At 58.7% G+C, this 24,651-nt stretch carries 34 protein-coding genes; 7 read left to right on the top strand and 27 right to left on the bottom strand.

The window, feature by feature from the left end:
- Positions 1–615 precede the first annotated feature (615 nt).
- The 3 genes from CKW26_RS24965 to CKW26_RS24955 are packed head-to-tail and all read left to right on the top strand — an operon-like array spanning position 616 to position 2,057.
- Positions 616–867: a hypothetical protein gene (locus tag CKW26_RS24965; protein WP_256579963.1), complete on the top strand. Its 252-nt coding sequence runs from the start codon at positions 616–618 to the stop codon at positions 865–867.
- An 8-nt stretch (positions 868–875) separates the two neighbouring features.
- A complete protein-coding gene (locus CKW26_RS24960) occupies positions 876–1,172 on the top strand; it encodes a hypothetical protein (protein ID WP_095050535.1) in 297 nt (98 codons plus the stop codon).
- A 54-nt stretch (positions 1,173–1,226) separates the two neighbouring features.
- Positions 1,227–2,057 carry a DUF5677 domain-containing protein gene (locus CKW26_RS24955; protein WP_095050534.1) on the top strand — a complete coding sequence of 277 codons (831 nt, stop codon included), beginning with the start codon at positions 1,227–1,229 and terminating at the stop codon, positions 2,055–2,057.
- Here the strand turns inward: CKW26_RS24955 and CKW26_RS24950 are convergent.
- From CKW26_RS24950 to CKW26_RS24835, 25 genes are all read right to left on the bottom strand, one after another.
- A complete protein-coding gene (locus tag CKW26_RS24950) occupies positions 2,050–2,844 on the bottom strand; it encodes a hypothetical protein (protein ID WP_095050533.1) in 795 nt (264 codons plus the stop codon). The two genes, CKW26_RS24955 and CKW26_RS24950, sit on opposite strands and share 8 nt — an antisense overlap.
- A gap of 14 nt (positions 2,845–2,858) precedes the next feature.
- Positions 2,859–3,830 carry a hypothetical protein gene (locus CKW26_RS24945; RefSeq protein ID WP_095050532.1) on the bottom strand — a complete coding sequence of 324 codons (972 nt, stop codon included), beginning with the start codon at positions 3,828–3,830 and terminating at the stop codon, positions 2,859–2,861.
- A complete protein-coding gene (locus tag CKW26_RS24940; protein WP_095050531.1) occupies positions 3,803–4,507 on the bottom strand; it encodes a hypothetical protein in 705 nt (234 codons plus the stop codon). The genes CKW26_RS24945 and CKW26_RS24940 overlap by 28 nt, the downstream gene beginning before the upstream one ends.
- A complete protein-coding gene (locus CKW26_RS24935) occupies positions 4,504–5,049 on the bottom strand; it encodes a DNA-binding protein (RefSeq protein WP_095050530.1) in 546 nt (181 codons plus the stop codon). The genes CKW26_RS24940 and CKW26_RS24935 overlap by 4 nt, the downstream gene beginning before the upstream one ends.
- Entirely contained in the window at positions 5,046–5,969 is a 924-nt protein-coding gene (locus tag CKW26_RS24930; RefSeq protein WP_065615933.1) for a hypothetical protein, read from the bottom strand. Before CKW26_RS24930 ends, CKW26_RS24935 begins: the two co-directional genes overlap by 4 nt.
- The gene (locus tag CKW26_RS24925) at positions 5,966–6,673 is read right to left on the bottom strand and encodes a hypothetical protein (RefSeq protein ID WP_095050529.1); all 708 of its coding nucleotides are present in this window, start codon (positions 6,671–6,673) and stop codon (positions 5,966–5,968) included. The genes CKW26_RS24930 and CKW26_RS24925 overlap by 4 nt, the downstream gene beginning before the upstream one ends.
- Positions 6,674–6,681: 8 nt before the next feature.
- Complete coding sequence (locus CKW26_RS24920) at positions 6,682–8,376, bottom strand: phage tail protein (protein ID WP_095050528.1); 1,695 nt, start codon at positions 8,374–8,376, stop codon at positions 6,682–6,684.
- Positions 8,377–8,385: 9 nt separating this feature from the next.
- Positions 8,386–8,910 carry a phage tail protein gene (locus tag CKW26_RS24915; protein WP_095050527.1) on the bottom strand — a complete coding sequence of 175 codons (525 nt, stop codon included), beginning with the start codon at positions 8,908–8,910 and terminating at the stop codon, positions 8,386–8,388.
- Positions 8,907–10,082, bottom strand: a complete 1,176-nt coding sequence (locus CKW26_RS24910) for a baseplate J/gp47 family protein (protein ID WP_095050526.1) — start codon at positions 10,080–10,082, stop codon at positions 8,907–8,909. Before CKW26_RS24910 ends, CKW26_RS24915 begins: the two co-directional genes overlap by 4 nt.
- A complete protein-coding gene (locus CKW26_RS24905) occupies positions 10,079–10,396 on the bottom strand; it encodes a DUF2590 family protein (protein WP_095050525.1) in 318 nt (105 codons plus the stop codon). The genes CKW26_RS24910 and CKW26_RS24905 overlap by 4 nt, the downstream gene beginning before the upstream one ends.
- Positions 10,393–12,378, bottom strand: a complete 1,986-nt coding sequence (locus CKW26_RS24900; RefSeq protein ID WP_095050524.1) for a phage tail tape measure protein — start codon at positions 12,376–12,378, stop codon at positions 10,393–10,395. The genes CKW26_RS24905 and CKW26_RS24900 overlap by 4 nt, the downstream gene beginning before the upstream one ends.
- Before the next feature lie 5 nt (positions 12,379–12,383).
- Complete coding sequence (locus tag CKW26_RS29985) at positions 12,384–12,524, bottom strand: hypothetical protein (protein WP_039013052.1); 141 nt, start codon at positions 12,522–12,524, stop codon at positions 12,384–12,386.
- A 23-nt stretch (positions 12,525–12,547) separates the two neighbouring features.
- Complete coding sequence (locus CKW26_RS24895; RefSeq protein WP_095050523.1) at positions 12,548–12,841, bottom strand: putative phage tail assembly chaperone; 294 nt, start codon at positions 12,839–12,841, stop codon at positions 12,548–12,550.
- On the bottom strand, positions 12,838–13,368 hold the full coding sequence (locus tag CKW26_RS24890) for a lysis protein (RefSeq protein ID WP_095050522.1): 531 nt from the start codon (positions 13,366–13,368) through the stop codon (positions 12,838–12,840). The genes CKW26_RS24895 and CKW26_RS24890 overlap by 4 nt, the downstream gene beginning before the upstream one ends.
- Positions 13,365–13,892, bottom strand: coding sequence for a lysozyme (locus tag CKW26_RS24885; protein ID WP_095050521.1), 528 nt, complete (start codon positions 13,890–13,892; stop codon positions 13,365–13,367). The genes CKW26_RS24890 and CKW26_RS24885 overlap by 4 nt, the downstream gene beginning before the upstream one ends.
- On the bottom strand, positions 13,889–14,185 hold the full coding sequence (locus CKW26_RS24880; protein WP_039756531.1) for a hypothetical protein: 297 nt from the start codon (positions 14,183–14,185) through the stop codon (positions 13,889–13,891). Before CKW26_RS24880 ends, CKW26_RS24885 begins: the two co-directional genes overlap by 4 nt.
- Positions 14,185–14,394, bottom strand: a complete 210-nt coding sequence (locus tag CKW26_RS24875) for a TraR/DksA family transcriptional regulator (RefSeq protein ID WP_095050520.1) — start codon at positions 14,392–14,394, stop codon at positions 14,185–14,187. Before CKW26_RS24875 ends, CKW26_RS24880 begins: the two co-directional genes overlap by 1 nt.
- Positions 14,394–14,846 (bottom strand): phage protein, encoded by a 453-nt coding sequence (locus CKW26_RS24870; RefSeq protein ID WP_039756525.1) that lies wholly within the window; start codon positions 14,844–14,846, stop codon positions 14,394–14,396. The genes CKW26_RS24875 and CKW26_RS24870 overlap by 1 nt, the downstream gene beginning before the upstream one ends.
- A 6-nt stretch (positions 14,847–14,852) precedes the next feature.
- Positions 14,853–15,968, bottom strand: a complete 1,116-nt coding sequence (locus CKW26_RS24865; RefSeq protein WP_095050519.1) for a DUF2586 domain-containing protein — start codon at positions 15,966–15,968, stop codon at positions 14,853–14,855.
- An 11-nt stretch (positions 15,969–15,979) separates the two neighbouring features.
- The gene (locus CKW26_RS24860) at positions 15,980–16,663 is read right to left on the bottom strand and encodes a phage virion morphogenesis protein (RefSeq protein WP_071173509.1); all 684 of its coding nucleotides are present in this window, start codon (positions 16,661–16,663) and stop codon (positions 15,980–15,982) included.
- On the bottom strand, positions 16,650–17,102 hold the full coding sequence (locus CKW26_RS24855) for a phage tail protein (RefSeq protein ID WP_095050518.1): 453 nt from the start codon (positions 17,100–17,102) through the stop codon (positions 16,650–16,652). Before CKW26_RS24855 ends, CKW26_RS24860 begins: the two co-directional genes overlap by 14 nt.
- On the bottom strand, positions 17,099–17,557 hold the full coding sequence (locus CKW26_RS24850; RefSeq protein ID WP_095050517.1) for a head completion/stabilization protein: 459 nt from the start codon (positions 17,555–17,557) through the stop codon (positions 17,099–17,101). The genes CKW26_RS24855 and CKW26_RS24850 overlap by 4 nt, the downstream gene beginning before the upstream one ends.
- A gap of 98 nt (positions 17,558–17,655) precedes the next feature.
- Positions 17,656–18,378, bottom strand: coding sequence for a phage terminase small subunit (gene gpM / locus CKW26_RS24845; RefSeq protein WP_095050516.1), 723 nt, complete (start codon positions 18,376–18,378; stop codon positions 17,656–17,658).
- A complete protein-coding gene (locus CKW26_RS24840; RefSeq protein WP_095050515.1) occupies positions 18,375–19,394 on the bottom strand; it encodes a phage major capsid protein, P2 family in 1,020 nt (339 codons plus the stop codon). Before CKW26_RS24840 ends, gpM begins: the two co-directional genes overlap by 4 nt.
- Position 19,395: 1 nt before the next feature.
- Positions 19,396–20,337 (bottom strand): GPO family capsid scaffolding protein, encoded by a 942-nt coding sequence (locus tag CKW26_RS24835; RefSeq protein WP_095050514.1) that lies wholly within the window; start codon positions 20,335–20,337, stop codon positions 19,396–19,398.
- 162 nt (positions 20,338–20,499) lie between these two features.
- On the opposite strand from CKW26_RS24835, the gene CKW26_RS24830 reads away from it, so the two are divergent.
- From CKW26_RS24830 to CKW26_RS24820, 3 genes are all read left to right on the top strand, one after another.
- On the top strand, positions 20,500–22,542 hold the full coding sequence (locus tag CKW26_RS24830) for a terminase large subunit domain-containing protein (protein ID WP_095050513.1): 2,043 nt from the start codon (positions 20,500–20,502) through the stop codon (positions 22,540–22,542).
- On the top strand, positions 22,454–23,323 hold the full coding sequence (locus CKW26_RS24825; protein ID WP_177409286.1) for a phage portal protein: 870 nt from the start codon (positions 22,454–22,456) through the stop codon (positions 23,321–23,323). The genes CKW26_RS24830 and CKW26_RS24825 overlap by 89 nt, the downstream gene beginning before the upstream one ends.
- A gap of 75 nt (positions 23,324–23,398) precedes the next feature.
- Entirely contained in the window at positions 23,399–23,656 is a 258-nt protein-coding gene (locus CKW26_RS24820) for an ogr/Delta-like zinc finger family protein (RefSeq protein WP_064392752.1), read from the top strand.
- 55 nt (positions 23,657–23,711) lie between these two features.
- Here CKW26_RS24820 and CKW26_RS24815 read toward each other — a convergent pair whose 3' ends face one another.
- Positions 23,712–23,897, bottom strand: coding sequence for a hypothetical protein (locus tag CKW26_RS24815; protein WP_095050511.1), 186 nt, complete (start codon positions 23,895–23,897; stop codon positions 23,712–23,714).
- Between the two features lie 102 nt (positions 23,898–23,999).
- Positions 24,000–24,347 carry a helix-turn-helix domain-containing protein gene (locus CKW26_RS24810; protein ID WP_177409285.1) on the bottom strand — a complete coding sequence of 116 codons (348 nt, stop codon included), beginning with the start codon at positions 24,345–24,347 and terminating at the stop codon, positions 24,000–24,002.
- A 92-nt stretch (positions 24,348–24,439) separates the two neighbouring features.
- On the opposite strand from CKW26_RS24810, the gene CKW26_RS24805 reads away from it, so the two are divergent.
- Positions 24,440–24,640 carry a DNA-binding protein gene (locus CKW26_RS24805; RefSeq protein ID WP_095050509.1) on the top strand — a complete coding sequence of 67 codons (201 nt, stop codon included), beginning with the start codon at positions 24,440–24,442 and terminating at the stop codon, positions 24,638–24,640.
- Positions 24,641–24,651: the final 11 nt, after the last annotated feature.

Here is a 24,651-nt window from a genome sequence, read left to right as displayed (position 1 = left end):
ATTCAACGTTCTGATACACGATCTATCCTTGTCACAGGCTCGCTACTCGCAATTGAGCTGTTGCGGCTTCTGCATTTTTAGCTGCTGATATTTTGTGAAATGCTTTGCGCCCCCCAGACCCCCTGCATCTCGGCGCTTAGACGCAAATTCACGTTCCATCATGAGAGACATTTCTCGCCTTCGGGATATGCGAGCGAATTTCAAAAAACTGGAGAAAATCCAATTTTTCAATCGCCGAACGCCCACAGAATGGCTCTTTAAAGGAAAAGCCACCCCAACGAACTCAGGTGCATTTGCAGCCGAGCAATTGCATTTTCTTTCAATACATTGCATTCAGTGTAAGCGCTGAGGCGACCAATGCCCCTATGCCTGGCTCAGGCGCGCGCTAGGTTTCACCACTCCCACCTTTTCAAAAATCAGAGACGTGAACCCCGTTGGCGGGAGGGGGATAAGTGCTTTTTCCCATGCTTTTTTATGAGCGGTGGGATTTTCCAGAGTTAACCGGCCGGCCTGCGCGGTGACACCAATGCCGTCAGTCGCAGAGTAGATGTAGCGCCAACCGCCTACCGATATACTGTTTGCATATACAGTATTTATAAAGGGTAGGCATGTCCGATGAATAGAGAATCTGCGGTAGCCATAACCCCGGACTCGTCCGGGATTGCGCAATGGCGGGTCATGCTGCGCGATGAGGTGGCATTGCTCGCAATGCCTGGTGCCCATCACAAAGCGTTGCTCAGGCAAGCCCATGCTATGCACCAGGGACATATGATCGATGCTGACGAACTCGGCGATCTGCTGGAATTAGCGGACGCGGCGCTGGCTTACGCGGTCGAATCGCTACTCGACCTCGACGCTGACGAGTAGGAGAAGCCATGCACTTACTGGTTACGCCTATGCGCTTACGTGGTATCGCGTTGGATCCGAAAGAGCGGCGCCGCTATCCGGCGATCCGAGGCAACGTTATGGTCAACTCTACTAACTGTCATGAGTTGGGCCGGGCCGCGAACGTTGCCCGGGTCGAGGTGGGTATGCCGCTTGATCCAGATCCGCTGCCGCCTCTGCTTGACGCGACGCTGGCAGGAATGGCTGTAACGGGTTTTGTGTTGAGTGGAATTGAATTTATCGACGGCTGTGCTTTCGCACAATCGTGGTGGTGCCGCCTGGAATAGATTCCTGGTGTGCAATACCGTAAATTCCTCTAAAAATTAGTGAGGCAATAGGTCATGTCTTGGGAAGAAGATTTTTCAGTACTCACGCAACTTTGCTTTCGTTTGATCGAATCAGAAAACGGGAAACTAATTCCATCGGGTGGCGAGTGGAAAAACGATGCTCAAGTCATTGCCACAAAGATATTTTGGCATCTCGCATCGGCCCGACACTTGAGTAATGGAGAAATATTTGAGTTTGAAGGTGTGCGGCCATTTCCACACGTCGATCATTCTTCCGTCGCAATAGTTATGCGTGCGGCAGTAGAGGCATATCTAACATTTCATTACGTATTTATTAACCAGGACGAAAGCGTCTCGGTATATCGACACAAAATATGGAAGCTTGGAGGATTGGTTGATCGGAGTAAATTTTTCGCGAACACGCCAGAGAGCGTGCAAAAGCTTGCAGTTGAGAGTTTGGCAATAGACCAGCTCCGTATTGATATTCAAAGCGACACAAACTTCAATATTAAAAAATCAAAAAATTTGCTGCAAGGCAAGTGGCGGGAGGATATAGGGTGGACAAGTCTGGCTAGCTTGGCAGGCTTTCATGAGGTCTATTTTAAAGATATATACAACCATTTGTGCGGTCATGCTCACGCGAGCTTCATAAGCGCCCTACAAATTAGAGACGCTTATGATATCGAAAGCCAACGAATGTTAGCCGGTTCCATTCGACAAATTGGTTGTCTCCTTATGGCTCATTTCGCTTTTTCGTATGTTCAACTCTTTCCAGGCGCACAGAAAGCTCTGCATGAAGACAAAGTGGCTTTCGAAACAGCAAGTACGTGGAATATTCAGAAAGAGGATAGTGAGTTTATATATGGAAAAACCGTTCCTAAGTAGGTCTACTACTCGTGATAAATCTTACTTTTTCCCACGGCCCCGTGTACCCCTGAGCGGGATACTGAAACTCAGGATGTGTTGCGATGTATTCGAGTGTGAGACTGGAGGCCTTATCAGCATTTTTAAGCAGCTGGTTTGCTATAAATTCCGCCCCAGCGTCGGCACTTGCGTAAATAAGGGTAAATTGACGGGGTAAATAAAAATCTTCGTAAAGCGGAATGATTCTACTGTTGAATTTAGGAAGGTCTTCTAAGTAAGAATCTACAATTAGCGCAATCTTGGCAGACGACTTTATCAAGCCTAGAGTATTGAGGTGCTGAAGTGCAATGCACCATCCTATTATTTCTCGCGGACTGAGGAGCGATAAATATTCTATGCAGAACGGAGTTTCATAAGAGTAGGTATGTTTAGGATCCATTTTGTCTGAGAGCCATTCAGCGAAAATAATACCTGTAGCCGAATGGTTCTCCCCGTTTATGATTTTGTCATTGGTGTCAATTGCAATCATTGTGTCAAAGCAGCGTAAAGCGCTATTCGCGTCTAAGTGGAGCTGACCGCCGCTTAGCGGAGTAATGCTTAGCGTTTTCGGCGGCTTGCTGTCTCGATCATATGTAACCTGATGATAACTATTTACGATTGGCATTGTAGTGCTGAATGATTGATCAGCGGGGTTGTAAGAAATATCAATCGCTGTTACTTCTTCTTTCGAAGTGAAGTATGTGTAAGCAGTGCGGGGCTTCACCGCTGATTTAGATTTCTTCGATTTTTTACCTTTTTTTTTGTTCATGTAATGCCCCTTAGTTAGAGAGTGATAGAGGTCAATAACCCCTCTAACTTCTTGATTTTTGTTGCTGCCGCACCAAATGACGACGCATTACTTGGAACTGGCGAATTCCCGTGGACGTGGGAAGCGATCGCAACGTTCATTTCTGCGACGACATCCAGAAACTCACCCAATATTTTTAGCACGTTCACGCTCTCCGAACCTACCCAAGTTTTCGGTGCTAAAAACTGCTGAGACGCGCTTACAACGCTTCGGCGCAAACCTTCAATCCGTTCCTGCATATCGCCACCAATTGTGGCGCTGTGCTTCTGCCCTACAACCACGTTCAGATCCCGGCCGGTCGCCTGGTGCAGATCGTCCACCGCCGCCAGGCTCGCGGATCCTCCTGACATCAGCTTGAGCGCGCCAAGCGCTTCGATCTTTTTCACACCACCCACGGTCTCGGTAGAGTGGTCATCGACCGTCTGCGTGTGGCTCTGGAACTGCTCGCGGTTATCCAGGGCTTGCACTTCGCGCTCAATCGCCTGATCACGGATCTTTCCGTCGGTCTGGCGCAACCAGTTGCCGTCGGCGTCGACGCGCTGCTGGGCAGCGGCGCTGTGCTGCCAAACCTGATCGCCTTTAGGCACCTTCGGCATGCTCAGGCCGTGCGGCAAGATCGATTGGATGTACGGCTTGTTCGGCAGGCCGTAGGCGAAGCACACCACCACCCGCGTGCCTTCCTCCGGAAAGGCATAAATGCCCATTTCCTCCCCACCGGTGGGCAGCGGTAAAGGAACGCCAGTGAGCGGCGGCATGGCCGGGTCTGCTTCATCGTCGGCGCCGAGTACTTCGATGTCCACGGCGTAGCGCGGACGGAAGTCGTCGCACAGTCCTGCGTCCGCCGGCGCGTCGGCCACGGCGACCACCCGGGCAAATCGCGGAAGGTGATAACCACCGGTGAGTTCGGGGAATTGGCGCTCTACAGCGCGGCGGATTGCGTCTTCCATCGGATGGCCATCTGGTCATTGGAGAGCGTCACCGTGGTGATGCGCTCGCCGTTGTTGATCGTTGCACCTGGTCGCAACCCGGGAAGGGCCGCGACCATCGCGCTTTGGTTGCCCTGGTAGCTGTCAAACAGCTCCGTTGGGATTTGCAACGGCGCACGGGCGCCGAAAAAACTGTCGGCCCAACTGCCGGCGAACACTTCACCGTTGCCCAGCTGGTGCCAGGTGAAGTCGGGAATGCTGAACACTCGAGCCAAACTGTCCATCGCCTGGTAACCGGCAGCAAGGCTGTAGAAATACGGCGCCTTCACGCTGGCATAAGGCCGATCCGGTATACGAAAGCGCAGCCCGGTCTGTTCGCTGACCTGGGTCAACACTGCGCGCAGATCCACATGACGCAGGTTCAACGGCAACGGGTTGGCCAGCACGGCGGCCAGCTCACGGCAAAACAACACCTGTTCGACCGCGTTGGCGGCCGTGCAGCGCTCGACGTAGCCGATAAAGTGCCGTTGCAGCGTGCCCTCGTTGTAGCCGATATCCAGCGTCACCAGCCCTTTCAGCGGCACAGGGGATTGAACGGTGAAGTTCGCCCGGCCGGGGCTGGTAGCGTCCAGCCTGACGTCCTCCTTGATGAGAGCGATCGGGGCGCCGTTGATGGAAAGTATCTTGTGCAGCTTCACGTCTGCTCACTCCCGAGCCACTTATCCACACGTCCCAACACCTTTTCAAAGCCGCTCAGCGCGGGGTTGTCGTTGGTTGCGTCACCGGCGCCGCCTTCGCCGACCGTACTGCCCGGGGCGCCCTGAGCGTCTACCTTGTTGCCAGCGCGCCGGCCTTCGACTTTCTCCGGGTTCGATTCGCGTTCGCTCAGGGTGAATTGCACAAGCCAGGCTTTCAGGGTGTCAGCTTCCCGCGCACTGACGCCGTCGGAAAATTCCACCTGACGCACACCGAAGGTTTCGGCCGTGTCGTTCACGATCCGATACAGATGCAACTGACCGCCGCCGGCGGTGGCTTCAGCCATGCGCAACAGTTCCGTCAGCTGGGTTTTATCCACAAAGGGAATCATCAGCGAGACGGCCAGCGTCTTAGGCTTGAAGCCTTTGTGAGCCTTGTCAGTGTTGCTGGTCTGGCCGGACATATCGCCGCTTTCGATTCGCAGGTTGGCCGTGACTTTGAGGTTCTTGCCCTGGACTTTTTGCCCGTCGAGTAACAGCGTCATAGGCCCACCAGTTCACGCACAAAGCTCAGTCCTTCTTTGCTGCCGACCAACAGAACCCCGGCGCATTGAATCCATTCGTGGCCGGGGGCATCGCCGGCCAACAGTTCGCGGCGTAGTTCGCCGGCAGTGCCCGGGCCGATCAGCCGCGCGCGCACGCTGACGTCAGGGTTTCCCCCAGCCAGTAGCTCTTTCAGGTCAGCCAATTGCTTATCTCGCCCCTGCTGCTGGGCGCTCTTGCGAGCTGCCAGCGCTGCCAGATCGGCCAACGGCGAGCTGTCAGCGGCGTAGCCTTCCAGCACGGCTATCTGCCCCGCCATCGACTGTTTGGCAGCTTTGACCACCGTGCAACGCTCCAGCGGCAAACCCTGCCAGCGCGGTAGAGTTCCGGCGCCGGGGATCTCCCACTTTTCACTCTCCAGTTTCACCAGGTGTTGCGCCCGGCGCTCGGTGCGCACCAGGTCAGGGATCGGCAGCAGTGCATTGAAGCGCGCCAAGCTGCTGGCCAACTGTTCCAGGCGCGTGCCCAGGAACAGGATCGACAACGCGTATTGCGGCCCAGTCGGGCGCCCACTGTCGCTGGCGTCTTCCAGTTTCTTGGCGAGATGTTCCAGCGCGTTGGGCGCGGACAGAAAGCGCTGATAGCCCGCGCCCTGGCCAACGCCGCTTTGAAATGGCGTCACGACCAGGCACGCCGGAACCTGCCCCATCTGCTCGGCCAGCGCTGCACGTCCGGCCGCGATCGCGCCTTTTGCTGCACCACCGACCGGCCCCGGGTTGGTGTTGGCCAGTCCACTCAGGCCAGCCAGGCGCTGGGCGGTGCTGGCCAGTTCGCCACCGGCCAGATCCTTGGCCGCTGACAGCCCGGCCATCCACTGCGTGGCCTGCTCCGGCCAGCGCATTGTCACCGGTGCCCAGGTCATGCCGGCGGCGTCCAGGTGATGGCTTTCATTGCCTTCAGATTTTTGTCTTTCTGAGCCTTCGCCACAGCTTGGCGCAGTGTTTCCGCGTGCTGCTGTGCGGCCTGCCGGAAGCGCACCAGGTCAAGGCTGACTTTCTGCAATTGTTCGATGGTGTGCGGTAGGAAAGCCAATACCTGATCGACGTCATAGCATGGGTAAACGTCGTCCAGGCCCAGCAGCACCTGGCCGTTTAAATTCACCTGGTCATCGATCGCGCTGCTGTACCGGTATGGCTCGCCCAATGCGCTGGAGGTAAAGCCACCGGCGATATAAGCCGTGCTGCCGGCGGCGATCGCTTGCAGTTTCTTGTCCCGAAGTGCAGCCAACACGGCGTCGATGTCATCAACCCATTCGCCATTCTTCCAGACCTGACTAGGCCCGGGCTTCTTCATGGTGAAACCCGCCGGCACCCCTTCGAAGCCTTCCAATGTTCGCGGCTCGCCGGTGTCGGTGCTGTACACCACAACGCCGCCGAAGTAATCCACCAACTGCCAGGCCTTACCGTTCCACCACGCGGCTTTGTGTTCCGGAATCGCGGGCGGCTCCGCTTCGACGCAACCGCCAGGAATCAAATAGACGCCTGGCTCCAGCGGCGATTCTTCAGCCTTCACGGCACCAATGAAGATACCGAGGTGGTCGGTCTGGAATACGAGTTTGTCAGTCATGCTCAATCTCAATACTTGATGCAGAAAAGAAGGGCCAAGTTTCGCGGCCGGGTTTCAGCACCGCCGGCAGCGGCGACGGTTACACCGTGGGTGTGGTTACCTGCGCCACCTACTCCGACGTTGTGCGCGTGCTGGCCAGCAGCGCCGATACCGACGTTGTGAGCATGGTTTCCTTGGTAGTCAGTGCGCATAGGTCGACCGTCGGCGTTTTTACCGCCGCCGATCTCAAGTTCTGTCCATACGCTGCCGCCAGCCGGATAACCGACGTTCACACCGGCGCCGTTATCGACTACGCGAAAACCGTGGTCGTGGTTGCCTTGCGCATCCGTCCAGGCGCTGTGCACGTGGTTGCCCTGCGCATCTGTCCAGGCGCCGTGCACGTGATCGCCCACGGCTGCGGCCGAGGCGCCGTGCGCGTGCGAGTGGATCATCATGTCCTGATAGACGCCGAACGCACGGCCAGGATCCAGACCGCGCCCGTCGTCCCAGCCACGAGGGAATAAGCCGCGCATGTCAGGCAAGTTGAACGTGGTGGAGCCGTCGCCAGCGCCGTAGTGCGTTCCAAGCCAGGCAAAGAGTTGTGCGTATGTGGTACGGGACACAGCCGCCCCGTTGCACTTCAGCCACCCCTGCGGCGCCCAAGACATGGCGAACGCCGCAACCATCCCAGTCATCGAATCGCCAACCTGCTTTTGTAGCTTGTTCAGAGCGGCGGTCGACGCCACGATCTGGCTGCTGTTGGTTGCTGGATCGTCGCTGATTGCGTTGGGCAGATTGCCAAGTCCGACGTCTTCTTTGGTGGTTGCCCGGGCGCGCAACTCCGCGTAATCCCCTTTACGCGCCGCCAGATGTTTAATGAGTGCGCCGGCGATCGGCTCAGGCTCACGGGCGTCATAAATCTCTGTAGGAGATGCGTAATAAGCGATCGGCACGCAGTAATGTCGAACCCCGGCAGCGTCGGTATAGTCGCCTTGCTGTCCGAAAATCACTTTCCACGTCGCGACCCGATCGCTTAATTGCCGCTCCAGGCAAACGTCGAGTGTCACCGTTCCGACGGCAACGCCAGTTAACGGGACAGGCTTTTCCATAAAAACCCGGATGCCTTCGATGTAGGCGGTGCCGGCGCCCAACTGGAAACCATTTTCGCCCTTACCAAATGTAAGCGAGTCACCAAAAAAGCAGGCGCGGCCGTACACCTCACGGTTACTCAGGCGTTCTCGTTCATCGATGCCAGCAAGGCGCACCGTAAAGTCATGCTGCCAGGTGCTGGCATCGATCTTTACGCCGGTTAGTTTCATGGCGCCGTCGAAGGCCACCAGAAAATTGCGGGTAACGTTGTTGCCGATCTGCTCCGGCGGAATGTTCCTGCGCTTCTGTTGCAGTGGCACCGACGACGCGGCGAACAAGATGCCGTCGGCGTCCTCGAGGCCGACCCAGTTAAAGTCCCAGTCGCCAACGTCAGACCCCAACTGTGCGCTGTACACCACCTGGTTCGGATTCACGAAACCCGCGTTCTTTTCCGGGATGGTGTAGACGTGAACAATCTGCGCAGCCGGTGGCTTGCCGGCAGCGCGATCGAGCGGCGCGGTCGGATCAAGCCCGGGTACATTCGCAAAAATGAAGCGGCTGACGATCAGCGGCTTTTGCTGGCTTTGTTTAAGGGCGATTTGGCTTTCGCCGGCCAAGGTAATACTGGCGCTCACGGTGCGCTCCTACAGGCTGGCAACCAGCGTTTGCTGGTCGTCGTTGAAGTCGATCAGGGCGATTTGCAGCCCTACGGGGGTGATGGTGACGAAGTCGTAGCGCCGGCACGTTCGGCCGTACTGCTGGATCAGCACGCGCAGAAGTTCGGGATTGAGCGACAACTGAGCGTTGCTGAACTTCAGCAGCACCACGTCCCAATCGCGGTCGGGCTGGCGTTCCTCGATCTCGACGTAACCCACGCCCAGTCGCTCGAAAATGCGTTTCAAACCGGCAGTGCTGCCGGCGTCGACTGAGTTGATAAACGCGTACTTCACGCGCAGTCGAAACAGAGTCTCGGGTTCGCCCTTGAAGCGCGTCACGTCCCGCTGCCAGGCCCACAGCTCAAGGATGCTCATGTGGCAGGTGTCGGGATCGATCTGCGAGTAGGGCCAGCGCAGCCACCCGGTGACGGTTCCCCACCACGCCTGTGCAGCCGCGACCAGTTTTGAAAGCTCGGTACCGCCCAGCCAGAACGGCAGTTTCAGTTTGTTCATTGCAGGTTCACCTTCAGCGAAGTCAGGCGCGGAATGTCCAACCCGCTGGTGATGTCGACGCCAGGTGTAAACCGCAATGAGGCGATATCGGCAAACTGCTGGTGCAGTTCTTCCGCGAGGCGACTGAAGCTGAAACGCGACTGGGGATAAGTCAGCGTCGGCTGATAATCGCGGGGCGTGCTTTCCCGAAACGCGGCGCGGATGAATAGCTCGATCTCACTTTTAAGCGTGTCGATCTGCTCGGCGCTCAGATTTGGTTGCGGCCAGAGCGTCATCGCAACACTCACGGGTACTTCGGGCATCACCATGGCCAGCAGATCATCGCCGTGGCCATGGTTGCCCTGGTCGCGAATGTGCGAATTGATTTGCTCCAGGTAAGTCGCCGCCGGCACACCTGCATCAAACAACACAAAGGCATTCGCGCTGCCCGGGCCACGCGGTGCGGCATGTTCGAAGTAAACGCCGTCCGGACGCACGCCCGGAAAGGCCGAGATCATGGCGCGATACACCGCGTCGGTGTGCCACTGATTCACGGCCGAGAACTGGTTGCGCACGCGCAAACGCAGCTGGTCGTTCGGTTCCGGATCCGCACCTGGTGATTCCAGCCAACCGTCCTTGTTCACTACCTGAACAATGCCGGGGATGGGCACCGGCAGGATGGCGTAGTAACCCGGCGCGAGATTGAAACCGCTGCCGGATTCGATCGCCTCCACCGGGACTTCCAGCTGCAGCTGGCCTGCTACGAACGTCGCCGGCGCCGTGGTAATCAGTTTGTACACGTTGCCGTTGATGGCGGCCGACTGCACCACAATGCCTTTTTCCAGTTCCATGACGCCGTCCGGCAAGGCCCGGGTGAACAGCAATTTCCCTTGCGCTTTGGTGGCGCCTTTACGCTCGACGTTCACCGCCCAGGCGAGCATGTCCAGCCACGCGTCCACCGCAGTTTTCACAAAGAAATTCGGCAGCACCGTCAGGCACAGAAAGTCCAACAGCCACAACACCGGTTTGGTCACCAGCGCGGTCATCACCCGCCAGAACGGCGAATAACTGCTGGTGTTGGCCACCTTCGCTCCCTGGGCTTCAACCTCCTTTTCCCACGCCGCCTTCAAACCGGCCTCGGTGGTCGGGATGCCGGCGTCGGCGATCACTTTTTTAAAATCGACCTGGCTCACAGACTTACCTCAATCGAACCGAATTTCAGGGTTTTCGCAGTGACCAGGTACACGCCTGGTTCTTGCTGGGTGATGCGTGCCGTACCCGGCACCAGGCGCTGGTCGTCCTCCACCAACAGTTCCATTTGTTGAATGCAGTCGCGCTGCCGCAGCCGATCGCGCTCGGCCACCAGTGTCACCAGCAACCCGCTGTCGCGGATCATGTGAGCGATGTCCTGAGCGATGCAGGCGCGGTCATCGACCACCAGCGGCTGGTGTGACGGATCCAGTGCCAGGTCGTTGTTGACGATCAACAGGTCTACGTACTCGCTCATCCGCCGACCGCCATAGCGACCATGTTTTCAACTTCCAGCGGGTTCATCGGTTTGCTGGTGTGAATGTTCACGTTCTCCACATGCGTGCCCTTGTTCTGGCTGCTGTTGTTGTTCTGGATGCTGGTCAGCAAGCCGCCGGGCGGCACCGCCGAAGGGCGCGCCGGCGAAAGGCTGGGGATTGCCGCGTTTATGGTTTGCTGGGCTTTTTGCGCGGCGTTAGCGGCGTCAGCGGCATTGGTCGCGGCATCGACGCCGGGCACTTCAGGTATGCCGCCGAAACGCGCTTCGATGTTCACGCCCGGGATGCTGTTCAGCAGCTCGATCACGCCGTTTACGGCCTTGGTGAAAATGCCGACGATGCTGTCCCATGCGGCCTTGGCCATGCCTGACCAACCGCCCATGGAGTTAAACCAGTCGGACAGCTTCTGGAGCTTGTCGGCGACGAACTGGAACGCGGCCGTGTTCATCAGGGCGGACGTCCATTCGTCCCAGTAGTAGACCGCCGCGACAATGACGGCCACCAGGGCGAGAACACCCACCACAATCCACACCATCGGGTTGGCCAACAGCGCCGCGTTGACCAGCCAGATCGCGCCCTGCCACAGCAGCATGGCGCCGCGCACCAGGGCAAGGCCGGCGCTGAGCGTGTAGATCGCGGCCATGTAAGCCAGGATCGCCAGTTTCTGCAGGACGAAGCCGGCAACGGTGCGCAGGTTCAGCAACTGCACGACCTTCCACACCGATAACAGGCCCAGCCAAGTCATCCGTGCAACGCCGACCACGACGGTCAACAACGACATGGCGCCGACGATCGCCATGATGGTCAGTGCGGTGATGCCGATCACCCGGGTGATGTTGGGAAACAGCTGCGACCAGCGCACCAGGGTTTTACCGATGTCGACCATCTTGCTCATGAACGGCGTCAGTACCGGTATCAGCACCTGGCCAAATACCACACGCATGACCTCGACCAGGGACGCCCACTGTTGCCACGGATCGACCATGGCCCGGGCCATCTGCTCGGCGTTCTCCAGTCCGCGCACCTTGCCCAACTGCTCGATGCCGTTACGCAGTCGATCGGTATCCTTGGCCAACGCGCCAATCACCTGGGCGCCTTCGCCGCCGAAGGCCTCCATTAACTTGGCCCCGGCCGACGCGCTGGTCAGATCACCGAACTTGCCCTGCAGCTTGTCCAGAATCGCCATCATCGGCAGGACCTTGCCCTGCTGATCAGTGAACTGCATGCCGAGCTTTTCCGATGCGGCGCCGATGTTCTCGAAAAACGCTTTGTAGCGTCCGCCGGCGTCGCCGCCCTCCATGGTGCTGCTCAGCGTGCCAATCACCGCCATCTGTTCGGCAAGGTCGACGCCGGATGTGGTGGCGATCGCGCCGGCCTCCTTGAAGGCATCTTTCATCGCGGCGCCGCTGGTACGAAACAGCTGCACGGCCAGCGCCGTTTGCCCGCCGAGTTTTTCCACCCATGCGCCCTTCCCCATCGCATCGGCCTGGGACTTCTGCAGGTTGTAGAGCGTGCCGACGTATTCGCCCATGGTTTCGGCATCGGACTTGGTGGCCTTCGCCAGCAAGTTGCTGGTGTTGGTGAACGTGGCGAGTTGATTGCCGGCAAGCCCCTTGATGGCGCCCTCGATCAAGTAAGCCGAGGCCACAAAATCCTTGGCGTTCTCGCCATAGCTCACCGCGAACTGCAGCGACTTGGCATTGAGCGCAGACAACGCATCCTCGGCAACGCCCAACGATCGGACGTCGCCCAAGGCGCGATTGACCTCCAGCGCCGGTTCCATGGACTCACGGATCCCGACCACAGCCGCCGTCACGCCGCCGATGCCCAAGCCGATGGTCTTGATGTGCTTTTCGCTCTGATCAGCCAGCTCGGAAAAGCCCATTTTCACCTTGCCCAAGGGCGCGGTGACCTTGTCCTGCAAGCTGAGAATGAAAGCCAAGCTGGCGCTACGGTCTGCCAAAGTCGTTATCCGTTCAGCGCAAGGGCGATGCCGTTAGCCACGGCGAACTCCATGCGTCTCCAGTGTTCGTCCTCCAGCCACTTGGCCGTCCCCATCGCCTCGGGCGTGGGTTCGGCACCAGGAAGCCAGCGGTTCGTCAGGGCCATCAATTGGCCCAAGCCGTTTTCGTTTAGGCGCTCAGCGTGCTCGAGCGCTTTTTTACGATCACCTCAACGTTGGGCGCGTACTCCTCGAGCAGCGCGCCGGCAATCTGCATCACCATCACCGGGTTGCCCAGCAACGGTTTCAGCGTTGCCTTTTCCTCTTGCTTGACGGTGGTCATCAGCAGGTTGTTGCCCGGGGCGACCTTGTTGGTTTGGGTCAGCGCGTTGAAGTACTTGGTGACGTCGGCCGGGGTCAGGTTGAAGGTGAATTCCTGTTCGCCGACTTCCAGGGTGATTTCGGTGTTGTTCTGTTGGCTCATTGGGTAGATCTCTTGTTGAGGTTGGGAAAAGTGGTGTCCTGGTGCGCTGGCGATCGCTGGCACACGCCACGGACGTATTGCTGCAGTCCGAGAATCATTTGCCGGCTTAAGGCGAGCTGATTACGGAGGGTGAAATAATCCGGTCGAGCGTCTGTTGCGAGTTCGGCGCGTCCTGCATCAGCCATGCGGGCGGTGCCGGCGGTGGCGGGCACAGATCCGGTGGCGGGACAGGTGGCGCGGACGAGCAACCGGCCAGAGCCATCGCTAACAGCGCGGCGCAGGCGCTCGTTTTCAGTGAGTGCATCGGTCAATTCCTTGGTGTTTCGTTGGTCTATCGCGTCCCGCTCGGCGAGCATCTCGCCGCTGATTCGGACCGATTCGCGCAACCCGACGACCTCCGAATTCAGGCCTTTCAAGTCTTTCAGCGCTTCATCACGTTGATCCACAACCCGGATGAACCAATACACGGGCACCAGGGCAGTAATCAGCATCACGATCAGCGCGAGCCGTAGCGATGGAATCGTCATTTCAGACAAACCTCCACTTCAGCCAGCCGGCGGTAGTGCAGGCCTGGAACAAAGCGCTTGCGGCCTTGGGCGTCGGTCACGTACGCCCATACCGGTGTCTTGCCGTCCGGTGCCCAGGCCAACGCCCTGCAGCCGTCAGCAATGCGGCCGGCGTTGATTAACGCCACCGCCCGACTGGCGCAAGTGCTGGGCACACCGACGTTGTGGGCATGGCTGGTCAGCGCGTCGAAAGTGTTCTGGCTCACGTCCGGGTTGGTGATGCAGTCGGCCAGCTGCAGCTGGGTTTTGCGGATCACCAACTGCTCCACCTCCGCGCAACGATCGGGCGACCAGTAGTCACCGACTACCACCGGGAACGGGCTGGTGTGTCGAGTGATGCCCTTGCAGACAGTGGGCAGTCCGCTGGCCAACTTGTCGGCATAGACGGTGTTCTGGCCGTTGCCTTCCCAAGTGCCCAGGAAGATCACCAACGGAGCGCTGGCCAGCGCAATCACGCCGGCTTGAATCCTGCCGCGCAGGCTCATGGGAACCACACCCGCAACAGTGCCGGCACAACCATCTGCAGCACAGAAGCGACCACAGTGAGAATGGTCAGCAAGCGGCCGACCTTCGCGCCGATGTCGTTCACCGCGACCGTCAGGGTCTGCTGGCCAGCGTTCAGTTCCGACAGTTGCCCGGCCATGTGTTCGAACCCCTGTTCCAACTTGGTCACGCGGGTAGGCACGGTTTCGTGGCGGTCTTCCAGCTCGCTCAGCCGGTGTTCAAATACGGCGAATCTCTGCTCAAGCGTCCCGAGGCGTGCGGCGTCAGTCGTCATCAGCGTTTACTCTGCTCAAAGACCGTTTGGCACGGGACGCACCGCGTTTTACCGCCTGTTGCCTGGCGCGCCGGCGGGATCTCGTTGCCGCAGTCCTCGCAATGGGTCAGGCTCGGCCCGACCGGCACAGACTTCAGCAGCTGGGCTTTGATTGCCTGATCACGTTGGCGCTGCTCCAGTTTCTGGGCGCGGTCGAACCAATCCACCATTAACGGATCCCCTCGATCTCGGTAGCGTCGAGGTACGGAACGCCGTTGATGTGAATGAAATCCGGACTGGTGACGTCAAACGGGACCTTGTGTTTGGTTTTCTCGCCACCTTTCGGGTCGATCGACAACAGGCTGGAGATCTTCACCTTGCAGCCGAAGGCTTCCACGCGCAGTTCCTCGTCTTCGCCGGCCTTGGCGAAGAACACTGCGTCAAACGGCTTGAGCTTGCGGAAGCTGCCCGCCGATCGCGCCGCATCGATCAGCAACTGAAAGTTGGAGCTGTCCAGTTCCAATTCGCCGGCAGCGGCCACGTCACCCTCCACGTAGCCGTCAGGCACGCCCCGGGTTTGGGCCACAGCTGAGTTGTCGGTGATGTCCAGGGTGCAGCTCTCGACGTGCAGCGACAGATCGCCCAGGCTCACGTCGAAGTTCTTGCCGCCAATTTTCGCCATGGGGCGTTACTCCGTTTTGTCGGTGGAAAGATCCAGAGCGATGTTCGCCGTGAGGTCTTTCGGGCAGTTGAGGGGTTTGAGCTTGATGTAGGCCGCAACCTTGGTTTTGCTGAGCCATTCCAGCACCAGGTCACCGTCTTTCGGCGGCTCGATGTCACCGGGGAACACCTCGCCGTTGAACTTGATGGACTTGGCCATGGCACGCAGAGGCGCCATCAGTTGGTTGGTGTTCACCGCCATGCTGTTGGGGGTACTGTTCAAGCGGCGATCGGCTACACGGCGGATCAGCAGCGGGCGAATCAGGCGAGCGGCTTTGTCGGTGATGCGCAGGTATTCCACGACTTGAAAGTCACTGCCTGGGGTGTCCAGCATGTTGCAGTCACCCCAGTACACGCCTGGATAGTCTGGGTAGGTCTGAGTGACGGAGAACCGCGCCCGATCCAGTTCGCTGCGCACAGCGGACGGCAGCGGTATCAGCTCCATATCGATAGGCACGTCGCCAAGCCCCAACACCGGCCCGGTGGCCACGCGCATCGGACTATCCGCGATGCTGACTGCCGAATTCGCCAAGCGACCAGCCAGCACGCCCAGGTCATTACCGTGCAGTTGCGGTACCGGTGAAACGCGCGGCGCTGCCAGACCCGCTACCAACGCTTTTTGCTCGCTCAGGTACTGCGCCCAGGTCTGGTCGACGGCAATGCCGGCGGTGCTTGCCAGAAAGAAAACACGACGGCCGTAGGTGTTGTTCAGGGCGACGGCCGCGTCATTCATGGCCGATAGTTCGTCACCCTTGGCGACAGGCTTGGTGACGATTACCGCTTCCACCGACACCCCTTGTTGCTGGGTTTTCTCCAGAGCGGTGGACCAGTCGCCTTCGGGGCCTATTGGGGCCGCCATGCAGGCCCAGCGCTGGCCACCGTTCAAACGTGCGGCGGTGATTTGGGTTTTCAGATCGCTTGCCGGGACGCCCAGGGCGGCGTCCAGATCGCTGTCGGTGTTCAGCGGAATGACCTGGCCGACGTTTTTGGCGGCGGGGCCGATGAAAAGAAAGTAACGCTCAACCTCAGTCACGGCGCCCTGGCCTAGATTGAGATTGTCGACGGTGACTTGACCGAGTGCCATGCAGTGCCTCGTTAGCGGGGTGAAGTTAGGATTTGTTGCAACACCTGGTTAATCAGGAGATTGGTTTCGCGCTCAGTTTCGGCGCCGATGAACTGGCGTTTCGGCAGCGTGATTTCCCAGCTCTGCGCGCCGGTGCTTTCGCTGCGCTGGTCGTCCAGGATCCGGATCAGCAAACCGGCTTTGGCGTAGTTCACATGCTCCTGAATCCACGCCACAGACGGCCGGGTCAGCGTCTTTTTGCCGGCTTGGCGTACACGGAAGCCCAACCGGCGCAAGCGCTTGGCTTGCTTGTCGGTTGCGGCCAACCCCGGTGGGGTCTTGTTCCATCGGCGCATCTGTTGGGCAGTGCGGCGCTCACTCACGCCGTTGTGCTGCTGCGCGGCGACCCATCGGGTCAGGGCGTTTTTCCAGCCCAATTCCGCTTCATCAGCAGACACCCGGGTGACCACCATCAACTTGGCCAGGCCGGCTTCCATCTTCTTTTTGCCCTTGGTGTCGCCCTTGCGTGGGGCGAAGGGTGTGCCGTCCAGGTTCTTCTGCTCACGCACTCGCTTGCGGCTCATCGTCCGCACGCGTTTGGTAACCTGGTTCAGCAGTCGGCGGCGCAATTGCGGCGGTAGACTCAGCAAAGCCAGTTGTTCGCGAACACCCAAGCGTCCGCGAATGTCGAGTTCGAACGTGCTACGCCCGGCCATCGGTGGCCACCTCGCCGCGCTCAGCGATCCACAGGTCAAATGGGACGAAAGCCCAGCTCTTGCCGAAGGCCTCGATCTCTCCATCCGGATCTTCGGCCAGGAACTGCGGCTCGACGAATTCCAGCGTGATTTCCACGTCGAACAGATCGTTATCCAGAGGCTCCACAAGGAATTCCGGCGCCGGCAGTTCGTGGCGGTCACGGTTGGAGTCGTGGTTTTCCAGCCAACTACCGACCAACGCCATCAGGCGCGCCGGATGGTCGGCGAAGCGCTCCAGGACGATCACAGCGCGATAGTGCATATCGCCCAGATGCATGCCATCGACGTCGGGTTTCCACACCAGAACGAGCTTCACCTGTTCGGTGAAACTGTCGAGTTGTTCAGGCTCGACCAGACGGCGTTCCCGTAGGTAGGCGGTCAGCCCTTGCAACTTGGTCATAGCAACGCCGCCGTGATGCGGCCACGGCCTTGCAGGGCACGCACGGCGGATTGGCTGAATGCCAAGAAGGTTTCTTTAAGCTCGGGTGCTTCCTTGGCGGTGTTCTCAGCGCTTTCGCGGCGGGTGACGGATGCAAATTGAGGCAAGGCGCTGGCCTTGGCGCGGCAATACACGGCGCGCTTGTACAAGCTGACCCGCAACGCACGTTCAGGCGCCGACTGTTCGGCCGCTTCGACGTTGGCAATGCCGAGGAGCTGCCAGCGGTTTTTGAGCTTGGCCAGGTCGGTGTTGACCTCGGCCATGGCAATACTCAGGGTGTCGACCAGCAACGTGCCCAGGAACTCCGCCGGCAGGCGGTAGCCCTTCTGGAATTCGGACACGGAGAGGTTCGGCCAAAAACCGTCGTTCTCAATCGTCTGTTCCACAAAGGTGGTGGGGTTCCCGGAAAAGCTCATTGCTGGCCGCTCAAATAGGGCGGGGAGACTGTTTTTCGTGGGGCTGGCCATGAATGGCAGACACACGTCCACAGTTCCCCGCTGGGGGGGGTAGTCGGTTATTGGGCGTCGGTCATGGCGGATGTTTGTTTGGCGATCGCCTTACGGCACTTCGCAATGCGCGTCTCATTGCCGGCTTTCGCGTACAGCTCGGTGGAACGTTCCAGGTGCTGGAGCGCGGTTTCCCACTGCTCGGCCTCCATGGCGCGCATGCCGATCAACTTGTGATACTTGGACGGGATCTGTTCGGTCAGCTCCCATTCACCGTCGACGCGAGGCAGCAGATCGGACAGGTACGGCTCCGGGCTGCGCTGGGCGTTGTATTCGGCGTAAGCCCAGTCAATCACTGCGTCCGCAACGAAGGTTTGCACGTCGCGACGCTTGAACCGCTCGGGCATTTCCTGCCCCTGCCCGATCGCAAAGTCCGCCAATGCCAGGCCGTCTTCGAACTGCTCGGTGTCGAACAGCCAGACCATCACCTGCACCAGGACACGGTTCGGCATCACCAGGCCCGAATCCATGTAACGCTGAATGAAGTCCTGATACTTGGGCAGCAGTTCCTCGCGCTTGAGTGCCTGACGCCCGGCGAGCCCCTTGATATCGCTCAGGCGCTGCAGATCCTGATCCAGCGACGCTTCCATCAGCAGCAGGTGCTTTTTCGCGTTGGCCGGGCTGCTCAGGGCTTCCGCCGGCGAATACGCCAGCGGTGCCGCTGCAGCAGCAATCACTGCAGCGGTTCCCTGAGCCAAAGTGCGGCGCTTGTGTGCGAGAGCCAGGCTCACTTCACCAGCTCCACGTTCTCAGTCAGCGCGATTTTCTCCAGCTGCTCGATCACATAGCCTTCATTGCGGCTGTTGTAATCCTCGACGCGGGAGCGTTTCGGGTTGTCCACGGTTTGCTTGCGCCAGCTGGAGTCCTGGAAGTAGATCGACAGGTTGTCCCAACTGGTGACCAGCACGCCGTTGACCGGGAAGAACGGTACGCTGAAGCTCGGCAGGCCACCGTAAGTGGCGATCACCTGAGCGTCCTCGATGCGCTCTTTTTCGGTTGGTGTATCACCCTGCTTGGCGTACAGCTTTGCCTTGTCAGCCGCTAACAGGTCGGTGCCGATAATGGCGATCAGGTCGCCGCCATCGCGCAGGCGCTCGTCCACCATTTGCTTGGTGTCATGCACCAAGGCGTCCAGGTTGGCGTAATCACCGCCCTGCCCCAGGATTACTTTGCCAGCGGTTTTGCCTTCCTTGAGTACCTGCTGTGGGGCTTGCTCGCGCAGTTGTTGCAGCCAGCCTTTGTTCACGTCCTGCAGCATTGGGTAAGCGGCGATATCGGTCTGCGCAGCGGCTTTCAGGCCGTGGAATCCGACCATGATGCGATCCAGGGCGATCTGTTTCTGCACAGCAGCCGAGTAACGTTGGTGGAAGTCCGGGAATTTGGCCCAGGCGTCGATTTTTGCGTAAGGCAGACCCACGTCCGACTCGGTGGACGAGAGTTCGTAGGTGGTGTTGTCCAGCTCGGAAGCGTCTTTCGCTTCGCGGTCGGTGGTCTTGGTGTTGGTGCGGCCGGTGACAGGGCCGGACACGCCGATAAACACCTTCTCGCCCTTGATCTCGGTCACCGGAATGACGTTGATGCGCTGCAGGAAGTCCGCTTTTGCCGTGATTGCGTCGTTTAACTCCTGGGTGATCGACGGTTCAACGGAAAACATCTTGCTGGACAGCGGGACGCCGTAGGTCTCGGCGATCGCCAGTTGCATTTCGGCGTACATCTTGGCGCCGTAGGCGCTCAGGGAACGAGCCATGTCAGAGCACCCGCACTTTGGATTTGTCGGCGGCGCCGGTGGAGCGCGGCAATTGACGACCGGAAGGGGTGTTCTTCAGTTCGGTGAACTGCTTTTGCAGGCCTGCCAACGCGGCCAGCACGGCCTTGTTACCGCCGCCGTTGCGCTTGAATTCGCGCTCTTCTTCGGCAGTGGTGACGATGTCGTTCACTGCGTCAGTTACGTCATCAATAGGGGCCTGATCGGGTTCTGGTGCGTCTTCAGCGGCAGGCTCGATTACGGCCTGAATGCCAGCGGCGACGACCAGCAGCTGGGCCAGCAGGGCTTTGAGGGCCGTTGCAGTAGCTTCATCCATTGGGGGTTTGCTCTCGGTTGGGGTTTGCGGAGTGGTTTCGGTGGGTGTGTCTTCAATGCCGAAACACTTGAACAAGCGGGTGAACATCGCAGCGAGACGTCCGATCTCGCCCGGCGGCTCGGTCTCAGTCGTGTTCTTGGTCACGGGAAGCGGGCCGAGTTCCAGCGAAGCGGCGTAATACGCCGCGCGGCTGGTTCGCTGGGAGAAATACAGCTCTTGAGTGCCGAGGCTGGCCGGCTCGTCGGTCACTGCGAGGCCGGTCAAATAGGCCTTGCCGGTGCCGGCGAAATTCGGGGTGATCTCAATGCTGGTGAACAGCTTCTGGCCCTGGTCGTTGAGGTACAGAAGGCGGTCGTTTGGTTTCAGCTGCGCTTCCAAGGCAATTTGCCCCGGTTCCAGATCGTCGCCCTCTTCCACCAGGCGCACGGCAAATACGGTGCCGTGCGACCCTGTCCAGCGTTCGTGGTCACACCAGATCACAGCGGTGTATTTGGCCGGGGTGTAGGTCTCGGCGATGTCGCGCAGTTCCTGGGGAAGGATGTCGCGGCCATCAATGGTCGGGCCGCTGGTGGCGACACGTTTCCAGTAGGAGACAAGGGAACGGGGCATGAGTGGTAACTGCGCTCAATCGCTGAATGAGCCGCCACGATAGGAGGCCGTTTACCGCCAAACAAACGGTTGAAATTCGGGGTTCTCCTATTTTTGGGAGATAGGCGGATCGCAGCATTTAACCCCGCGTTTCTGCGGTTTTCGCCGCATAGACTGCGGCCCATGAACTACCCGACCGAAGTTAAAGAAGCCGCAAAACGCCTCTACCTGCGCCGCTGTTCGGTAAAGGAAATACAGGCGCATTTGAAGCTGCCCAACATCCGAATCGTCTATTACTGGATCCGCCAAGGCGGCTGGGACGAGATGCTGACGGATGAAGAACCGTTGAGCGCGGTCAACCGGCGAATCACCCTGATCCTGGAAAAGATCGATCCGCTGACGAAAGCCGAACTGGACGAACTGGAGCGACTGACGGGCCTGCTTGAGCGGCTGAAAAAACTTGCGGCCAAGCCTGCACAGGCATCGCCGTCGGACGCACCGGACGAGCCTCGCGAACGCCAGCCTGGTCAACGTCGTGAACGAGGCGAAAGCAGCGGTAAGAAGCGGGAAAAGAAGGCCAAGAACGACGTTAGCGGCCTGACCGAAGTGGACTTCCTCGATAAATTCATCTCGAAGATGTACGACTACCAGAAAGAGCTGTTCGAGGCGAAACAGAACCCGCTGACACGCCGCGTCCGGAACATACTCAAAAGCCGTCAGGTCGGTCTGACTTACTACTTCGCCGGCGAAGCGTTCATGGACGCCGTGCTGAGCGGTGACAACCAGGTGTTTCTGTCTGCCAGCCGATCGCAGTCCGAGATCTTCCGTAGTTACATCATCCAGTTTGCCCAACAGTGGTTCGGCATCGAGCTTACGGGCAATCCGATCACACTGAGTAACGGCGCCGAACTGCGCTTTCTCAGCACTAACAGCAGCACCGCCCAGGGCTACCACGGCCACGTCTACGTGGACGAATACTTCTGGATTCGCGACTTCGAAAAACTCAGCACCGTGGCCAGTGCTATGGGCACACACAAGAAGTGGCGCAAAACTTATTTCTCGACGCCCAGCGCCGTGTCGCACCAGGCGTACCCGTTCTGGTCGGGTGATGAATTCCGCAACAGCAAACGCGGCAAGAAGGCCGGCGGTGTGTGGCCGAGCGAAGCGGCTTACACGCAGGGCGCGCTGTGCCCGGATGGTCAGTGGCGCAAGACAATTACCTTGGACGATGCGATCGCTGGCGGCTGCGACCTGTTCGACTTGGAGCAGCTGCAGCTGGAGTACGACGAAGACAAATTTCAGCAGCTGTTCTACTGCAAGTTCATCGACAGCACGCAAAGCGCATTCAGCCTCAAGGATCTGGAACGCTGCTACTCGGATCTATCGTTGTGGGAGGACTACAACGCGGAGCTGGATCGACCGTTTGGCAACAGCCCGGTCTGGCTTGGCTACGACCCAAGCCGCACCCGCGACGACGCCACCTGTGTGGTCATCGCGCCGCCACTCGAACCCGGGGCGAAGTTCCGGATTCTGGAGAAGCACAGCTGGCGCGGTCACTCGTTCACCTACCAGGCTGCACAGGTCAAGAAGCTGACCGAGCGCTTCAACGTTCAGCACATCGGCATTGACGTCACCGGCGTGGGTTACGGCGTTTTCGACCTGGTGCGCGACTTCTACGCCAAGGCAACACCGATTCACTACAGCCTTGAGGCGAAAAACGCTCTGGTGCTCAAAGCCCAGGACACGATCCAAGGCAGTCGCATCGAGTGGGACGCCGGCTGGACCGATATCGCCCAGGCATTCCTGACGATCAAGCGCGGCGCCACCAACAGTGGGCAGATCACCTACAGCGCATCGCGTACCGAAGCCACCGGTCACGCCGACATTGCCTGGGCGGTGATGCACGCCCTGTCCAACGAACCTTTGAACACCAACAAGCGGCGTCGCAGCCGCTACGTCACGAGTAACCAGAGCAGCCATGGCCAACCGCAAGCGCAGAAAGCAACACGTAGCCCAACCAACGCAGCAACCGATGCGCTCATTTACGTTCGGGGAACCGGAACAAGTGCTGTCCGGCAACATCGGCGAGTACGTGGGCGTGTTCCCCAGCGACGACGGCAAGATCTACAAACCTCCGGTGTCACGGGCTGGTCTGGCCAAGCTGCTGCGCGCCAACGCGCACCACGGCGCCATTCCAAAATTCAAACGCAACCTGCTGCTGCGTGAGTTTATCCCCTCGGCCGGCTGCAGCACCGAGACGATGGGGCGCGCCGGGCTGGACTACATGGTGTTTGGCGAATCGTATTTCTACAACGACACCAATGCATTCGGCCAGGTGCTGGAGCTGCAGCACCTCCCGGCCATCAACATGCGGGTGAAGGTCGACGGCGGTTTCGTGATGCTGCTGCCCGACAACAAGGAAATGGAGTTCGAACAGCATGAGATTTCCCACGTCCTGGACTACGACGTGGAACAGAATATTTACGGGATCCCGGATTACTTGGGCGGTCTGCAGGCGCTGCTGCTCAATGAGGCGGCCACCCTCTTCCGCCGTCGGTACTACAGCAACGGCGCGCACGCCGGTTACATCTTCTACACCAACGATCCTGATCTGACCGAGGAGGACGAAGACGAGCTGCGCGCACAGATCAGTGCCAGCAAGGGCGTGGGCAACTTCCGCTCGATGTTCGTCAACATCCCCAACGGCAAAGAAAACGCTATCCAGATCATCCCCGTGGGTGACTTCCAGGCGAAAGACGAATTGGAGAAGGTGAAGAACATCACCCGAAACGACGTTATCGCCGCCTGGCGCATGAACCCGGCACTGGCCGGCATCATCCCGGAAAACACCGGTGGTTTCGGAGACATCGAAAAGATCGATCGCGTGTACACCAGCAACGAGATCCGGCCGATCTGCCAGTTGTTCAACCAACTGAATGACAAGCTGCGAGAAGACAGGCGCTTTAGCTGGAAACCAGCACCTGAAGCAGTGGATACAACTACATGAAAAGCCAAGCGGAGAGAAAGCCACTACAGATTGTGGCAATATGGTGGCGATCAGCTGCCCCTGGGGAGGGACACAATGAGAGTTGTATGCAATTGCGGACACAAGGGCCGGATTGCCTCGCGGGAAGAGGTAACCAGAGCCTTTGTAAAACTGTACTGCCAGTGCCTCGACGCAAAGTGCGGGCACACGTGGGTGGCAAATCTGACGTTCTCGCACACGCTCAGTCCGTCATCGCAGACATTCGAGCGGATGTTGATCGATCGCTTGCGGGAAATGCCACGAGCGAAGCAGCGGGAGCTTTTCGAGCAGTTGGGATCGCAGGCGGTGGCGTAGTTACAAACCGCCAACGCTTTAGCGCCGGCGATCGGGATCATTCAAGGAATGACGGTCAGCCCTCTACTTTCTCCTTTGGGTTGATTGCCAGTATCTCGGCCACGCGACGAACCTGTTGCTGTTCAATGCGGCTCAGCCGGCGATACAGATCGATCAGTCGACGCTCAATGTCCGTTAGTACGGTAGTTTCCGACCCGGCGTATTCGAGGTTGATGTGATCGTTCTTCTTGCGATCCAACATGCTAACTACTCCATAAAGTGCATTGCTGAATGGACTTTATGGGGGGTGCGCAACTGCATTGGAATAAGAGATACCCCAATGACTGTGCGGGATTGTTGCGAGTTAAGACCGGTGCCGGGCGGCGTCGTCGGCCATCGCTTCAAGGAAACGACGAATCGCCTTCTGATCATCATCAGGGATCGACCTGAATTGCATGATCATCTGTTCTTCCGAGGGGCTAAAAAGTTGGCCCAATGGTGTCGCATGACGTCCCGTAAGGACGTACGCCGCATCTACCCCCTTCTCTTCCAAGGCCGTGACGTAACGAAGGTCTAGGGAGCTAGCTCCCAGTTCGTAGTTCTTTTGCGTTCCCCTACTGACTCCAAGTAGGACTCCAAACTCTGTTTGATTTAACCCCAAGCGCTCGCGCTCTTCCCTGAGGCGTTCACCTACTCGATCCGCTATGAGCATTTTTTTAGTCACCACCATTGACTTGATCATTTTTTTGACCAAGAATCACCACAGACAAACGCAAACAAACACAAATGAACAGAGGGAACACTATGCCCGCCACCATTACGCACGAGCAAGCCCGGGCGGCTCTCGATCGAAAGGGACTAAGTATCGCGGAGTTCAGTCGCAAGCATGGACTGAACAAAAATTTGGTCAGCGACCTTTTGAACGGTCGGATCAAAGGTCGCCGAGGGGAGGCACATCGCGCCGCCGTGTTGCTTGGCATCAAAGACGGCGTGATTGAACAGTAATCGCGGCGCTC

This window comes from Pseudomonas sp. Irchel s3h9 (assembly GCF_900187475.1).
In the GTDB taxonomy this organism is placed as follows: Bacteria; Pseudomonadota; Gammaproteobacteria; order Pseudomonadales; family Pseudomonadaceae; genus Aquipseudomonas; species Aquipseudomonas neuropathica.
This window is presented reverse-complemented; position numbering and strand designations above follow the sequence as displayed.

Coding starts and splice junctions, on each gene's coding strand:
- CKW26_RS24840 (WP_095050515.1), bottom strand. CDS start 19,394: ATGGCTCGTTCCCTGAGCGCCTACGGCGCCAAGATGTACGCCGAAATG.
- CKW26_RS24890 (WP_095050522.1), bottom strand. CDS start 13,368: ATGACGATTCCATCGCTACGGCTCGCGCTGATCGTGATGCTGATTACT.
- CKW26_RS24855 (WP_095050518.1), bottom strand. CDS start 17,102: ATGACCAAGTTGCAAGGGCTGACCGCCTACCTACGGGAACGCCGTCTG.
- CKW26_RS24875 (WP_095050520.1), bottom strand. CDS start 14,394: ATGGTGGATTGGTTCGACCGCGCCCAGAAACTGGAGCAGCGCCAACGT.
- CKW26_RS24925 (WP_095050529.1), bottom strand. CDS start 6,673: ATGACTGACAAACTCGTATTCCAGACCGACCACCTCGGTATCTTCATT.
- CKW26_RS24935 (WP_095050530.1), bottom strand. CDS start 5,049: ATGACGCTGTTACTCGACGGGCAAAAAGTCCAGGGCAAGAACCTCAAA.
- CKW26_RS24885 (WP_095050521.1), bottom strand. CDS start 13,892: ATGAGCCTGCGCGGCAGGATTCAAGCCGGCGTGATTGCGCTGGCCAGC.
- CKW26_RS24945 (WP_095050532.1), bottom strand. CDS start 3,830: ATGGAAGACGCAATCCGCCGCGCTGTAGAGCGCCAATTCCCCGAACTC.
- CKW26_RS24880 (WP_039756531.1), bottom strand. CDS start 14,185: ATGACGACTGACGCCGCACGCCTCGGGACGCTTGAGCAGAGATTCGCC.
- CKW26_RS24805 (WP_095050509.1), top strand. CDS start 24,440: ATGCCCGCCACCATTACGCACGAGCAAGCCCGGGCGGCTCTCGATCGA.
- CKW26_RS24820 (WP_064392752.1), top strand. CDS start 23,399: ATGAGAGTTGTATGCAATTGCGGACACAAGGGCCGGATTGCCTCGCGG.
- CKW26_RS24830 (WP_095050513.1), top strand. CDS start 20,500: ATGAACTACCCGACCGAAGTTAAAGAAGCCGCAAAACGCCTCTACCTG.
- CKW26_RS24905 (WP_095050525.1), bottom strand. CDS start 10,396: ATGAGCGAGTACGTAGACCTGTTGATCGTCAACAACGACCTGGCACTG.
- CKW26_RS24860 (WP_071173509.1), bottom strand. CDS start 16,663: ATGGCCGGGCGTAGCACGTTCGAACTCGACATTCGCGGACGCTTGGGT.
- CKW26_RS29985 (WP_039013052.1), bottom strand. CDS start 12,524: ATGGCCCTGACGAACCGCTGGCTTCCTGGTGCCGAACCCACGCCCGAG.
- CKW26_RS24960 (WP_095050535.1), top strand. CDS start 876: ATGCACTTACTGGTTACGCCTATGCGCTTACGTGGTATCGCGTTGGAT.
- CKW26_RS24965 (WP_256579963.1), top strand. CDS start 616: ATGAATAGAGAATCTGCGGTAGCCATAACCCCGGACTCGTCCGGGATT.
- CKW26_RS24895 (WP_095050523.1), bottom strand. CDS start 12,841: ATGAGCCAACAGAACAACACCGAAATCACCCTGGAAGTCGGCGAACAG.
- CKW26_RS24930 (WP_065615933.1), bottom strand. CDS start 5,969: ATGACCTGGGCACCGGTGACAATGCGCTGGCCGGAGCAGGCCACGCAG.
- CKW26_RS24870 (WP_039756525.1), bottom strand. CDS start 14,846: ATGGCGAAAATTGGCGGCAAGAACTTCGACGTGAGCCTGGGCGATCTG.
- CKW26_RS24950 (WP_095050533.1), bottom strand. CDS start 2,844: ATGAACAAAAAAAAAGGTAAAAAATCGAAGAAATCTAAATCAGCGGTG.
- CKW26_RS24955 (WP_095050534.1), top strand. CDS start 1,227: ATGTCTTGGGAAGAAGATTTTTCAGTACTCACGCAACTTTGCTTTCGT.
- CKW26_RS24835 (WP_095050514.1), bottom strand. CDS start 20,337: ATGCCCCGTTCCCTTGTCTCCTACTGGAAACGTGTCGCCACCAGCGGC.
- CKW26_RS24915 (WP_095050527.1), bottom strand. CDS start 8,910: ATGAACAAACTGAAACTGCCGTTCTGGCTGGGCGGTACCGAGCTTTCA.
- CKW26_RS24815 (WP_095050511.1), bottom strand. CDS start 23,897: ATGTTGGATCGCAAGAAGAACGATCACATCAACCTCGAATACGCCGGG.
- CKW26_RS24865 (WP_095050519.1), bottom strand. CDS start 15,968: ATGGCACTCGGTCAAGTCACCGTCGACAATCTCAATCTAGGCCAGGGC.
- CKW26_RS24850 (WP_095050517.1), bottom strand. CDS start 17,557: ATGAGCTTTTCCGGGAACCCCACCACCTTTGTGGAACAGACGATTGAG.
- CKW26_RS24810 (WP_177409285.1), bottom strand. CDS start 24,347: ATGCTCATAGCGGATCGAGTAGGTGAACGCCTCAGGGAAGAGCGCGAG.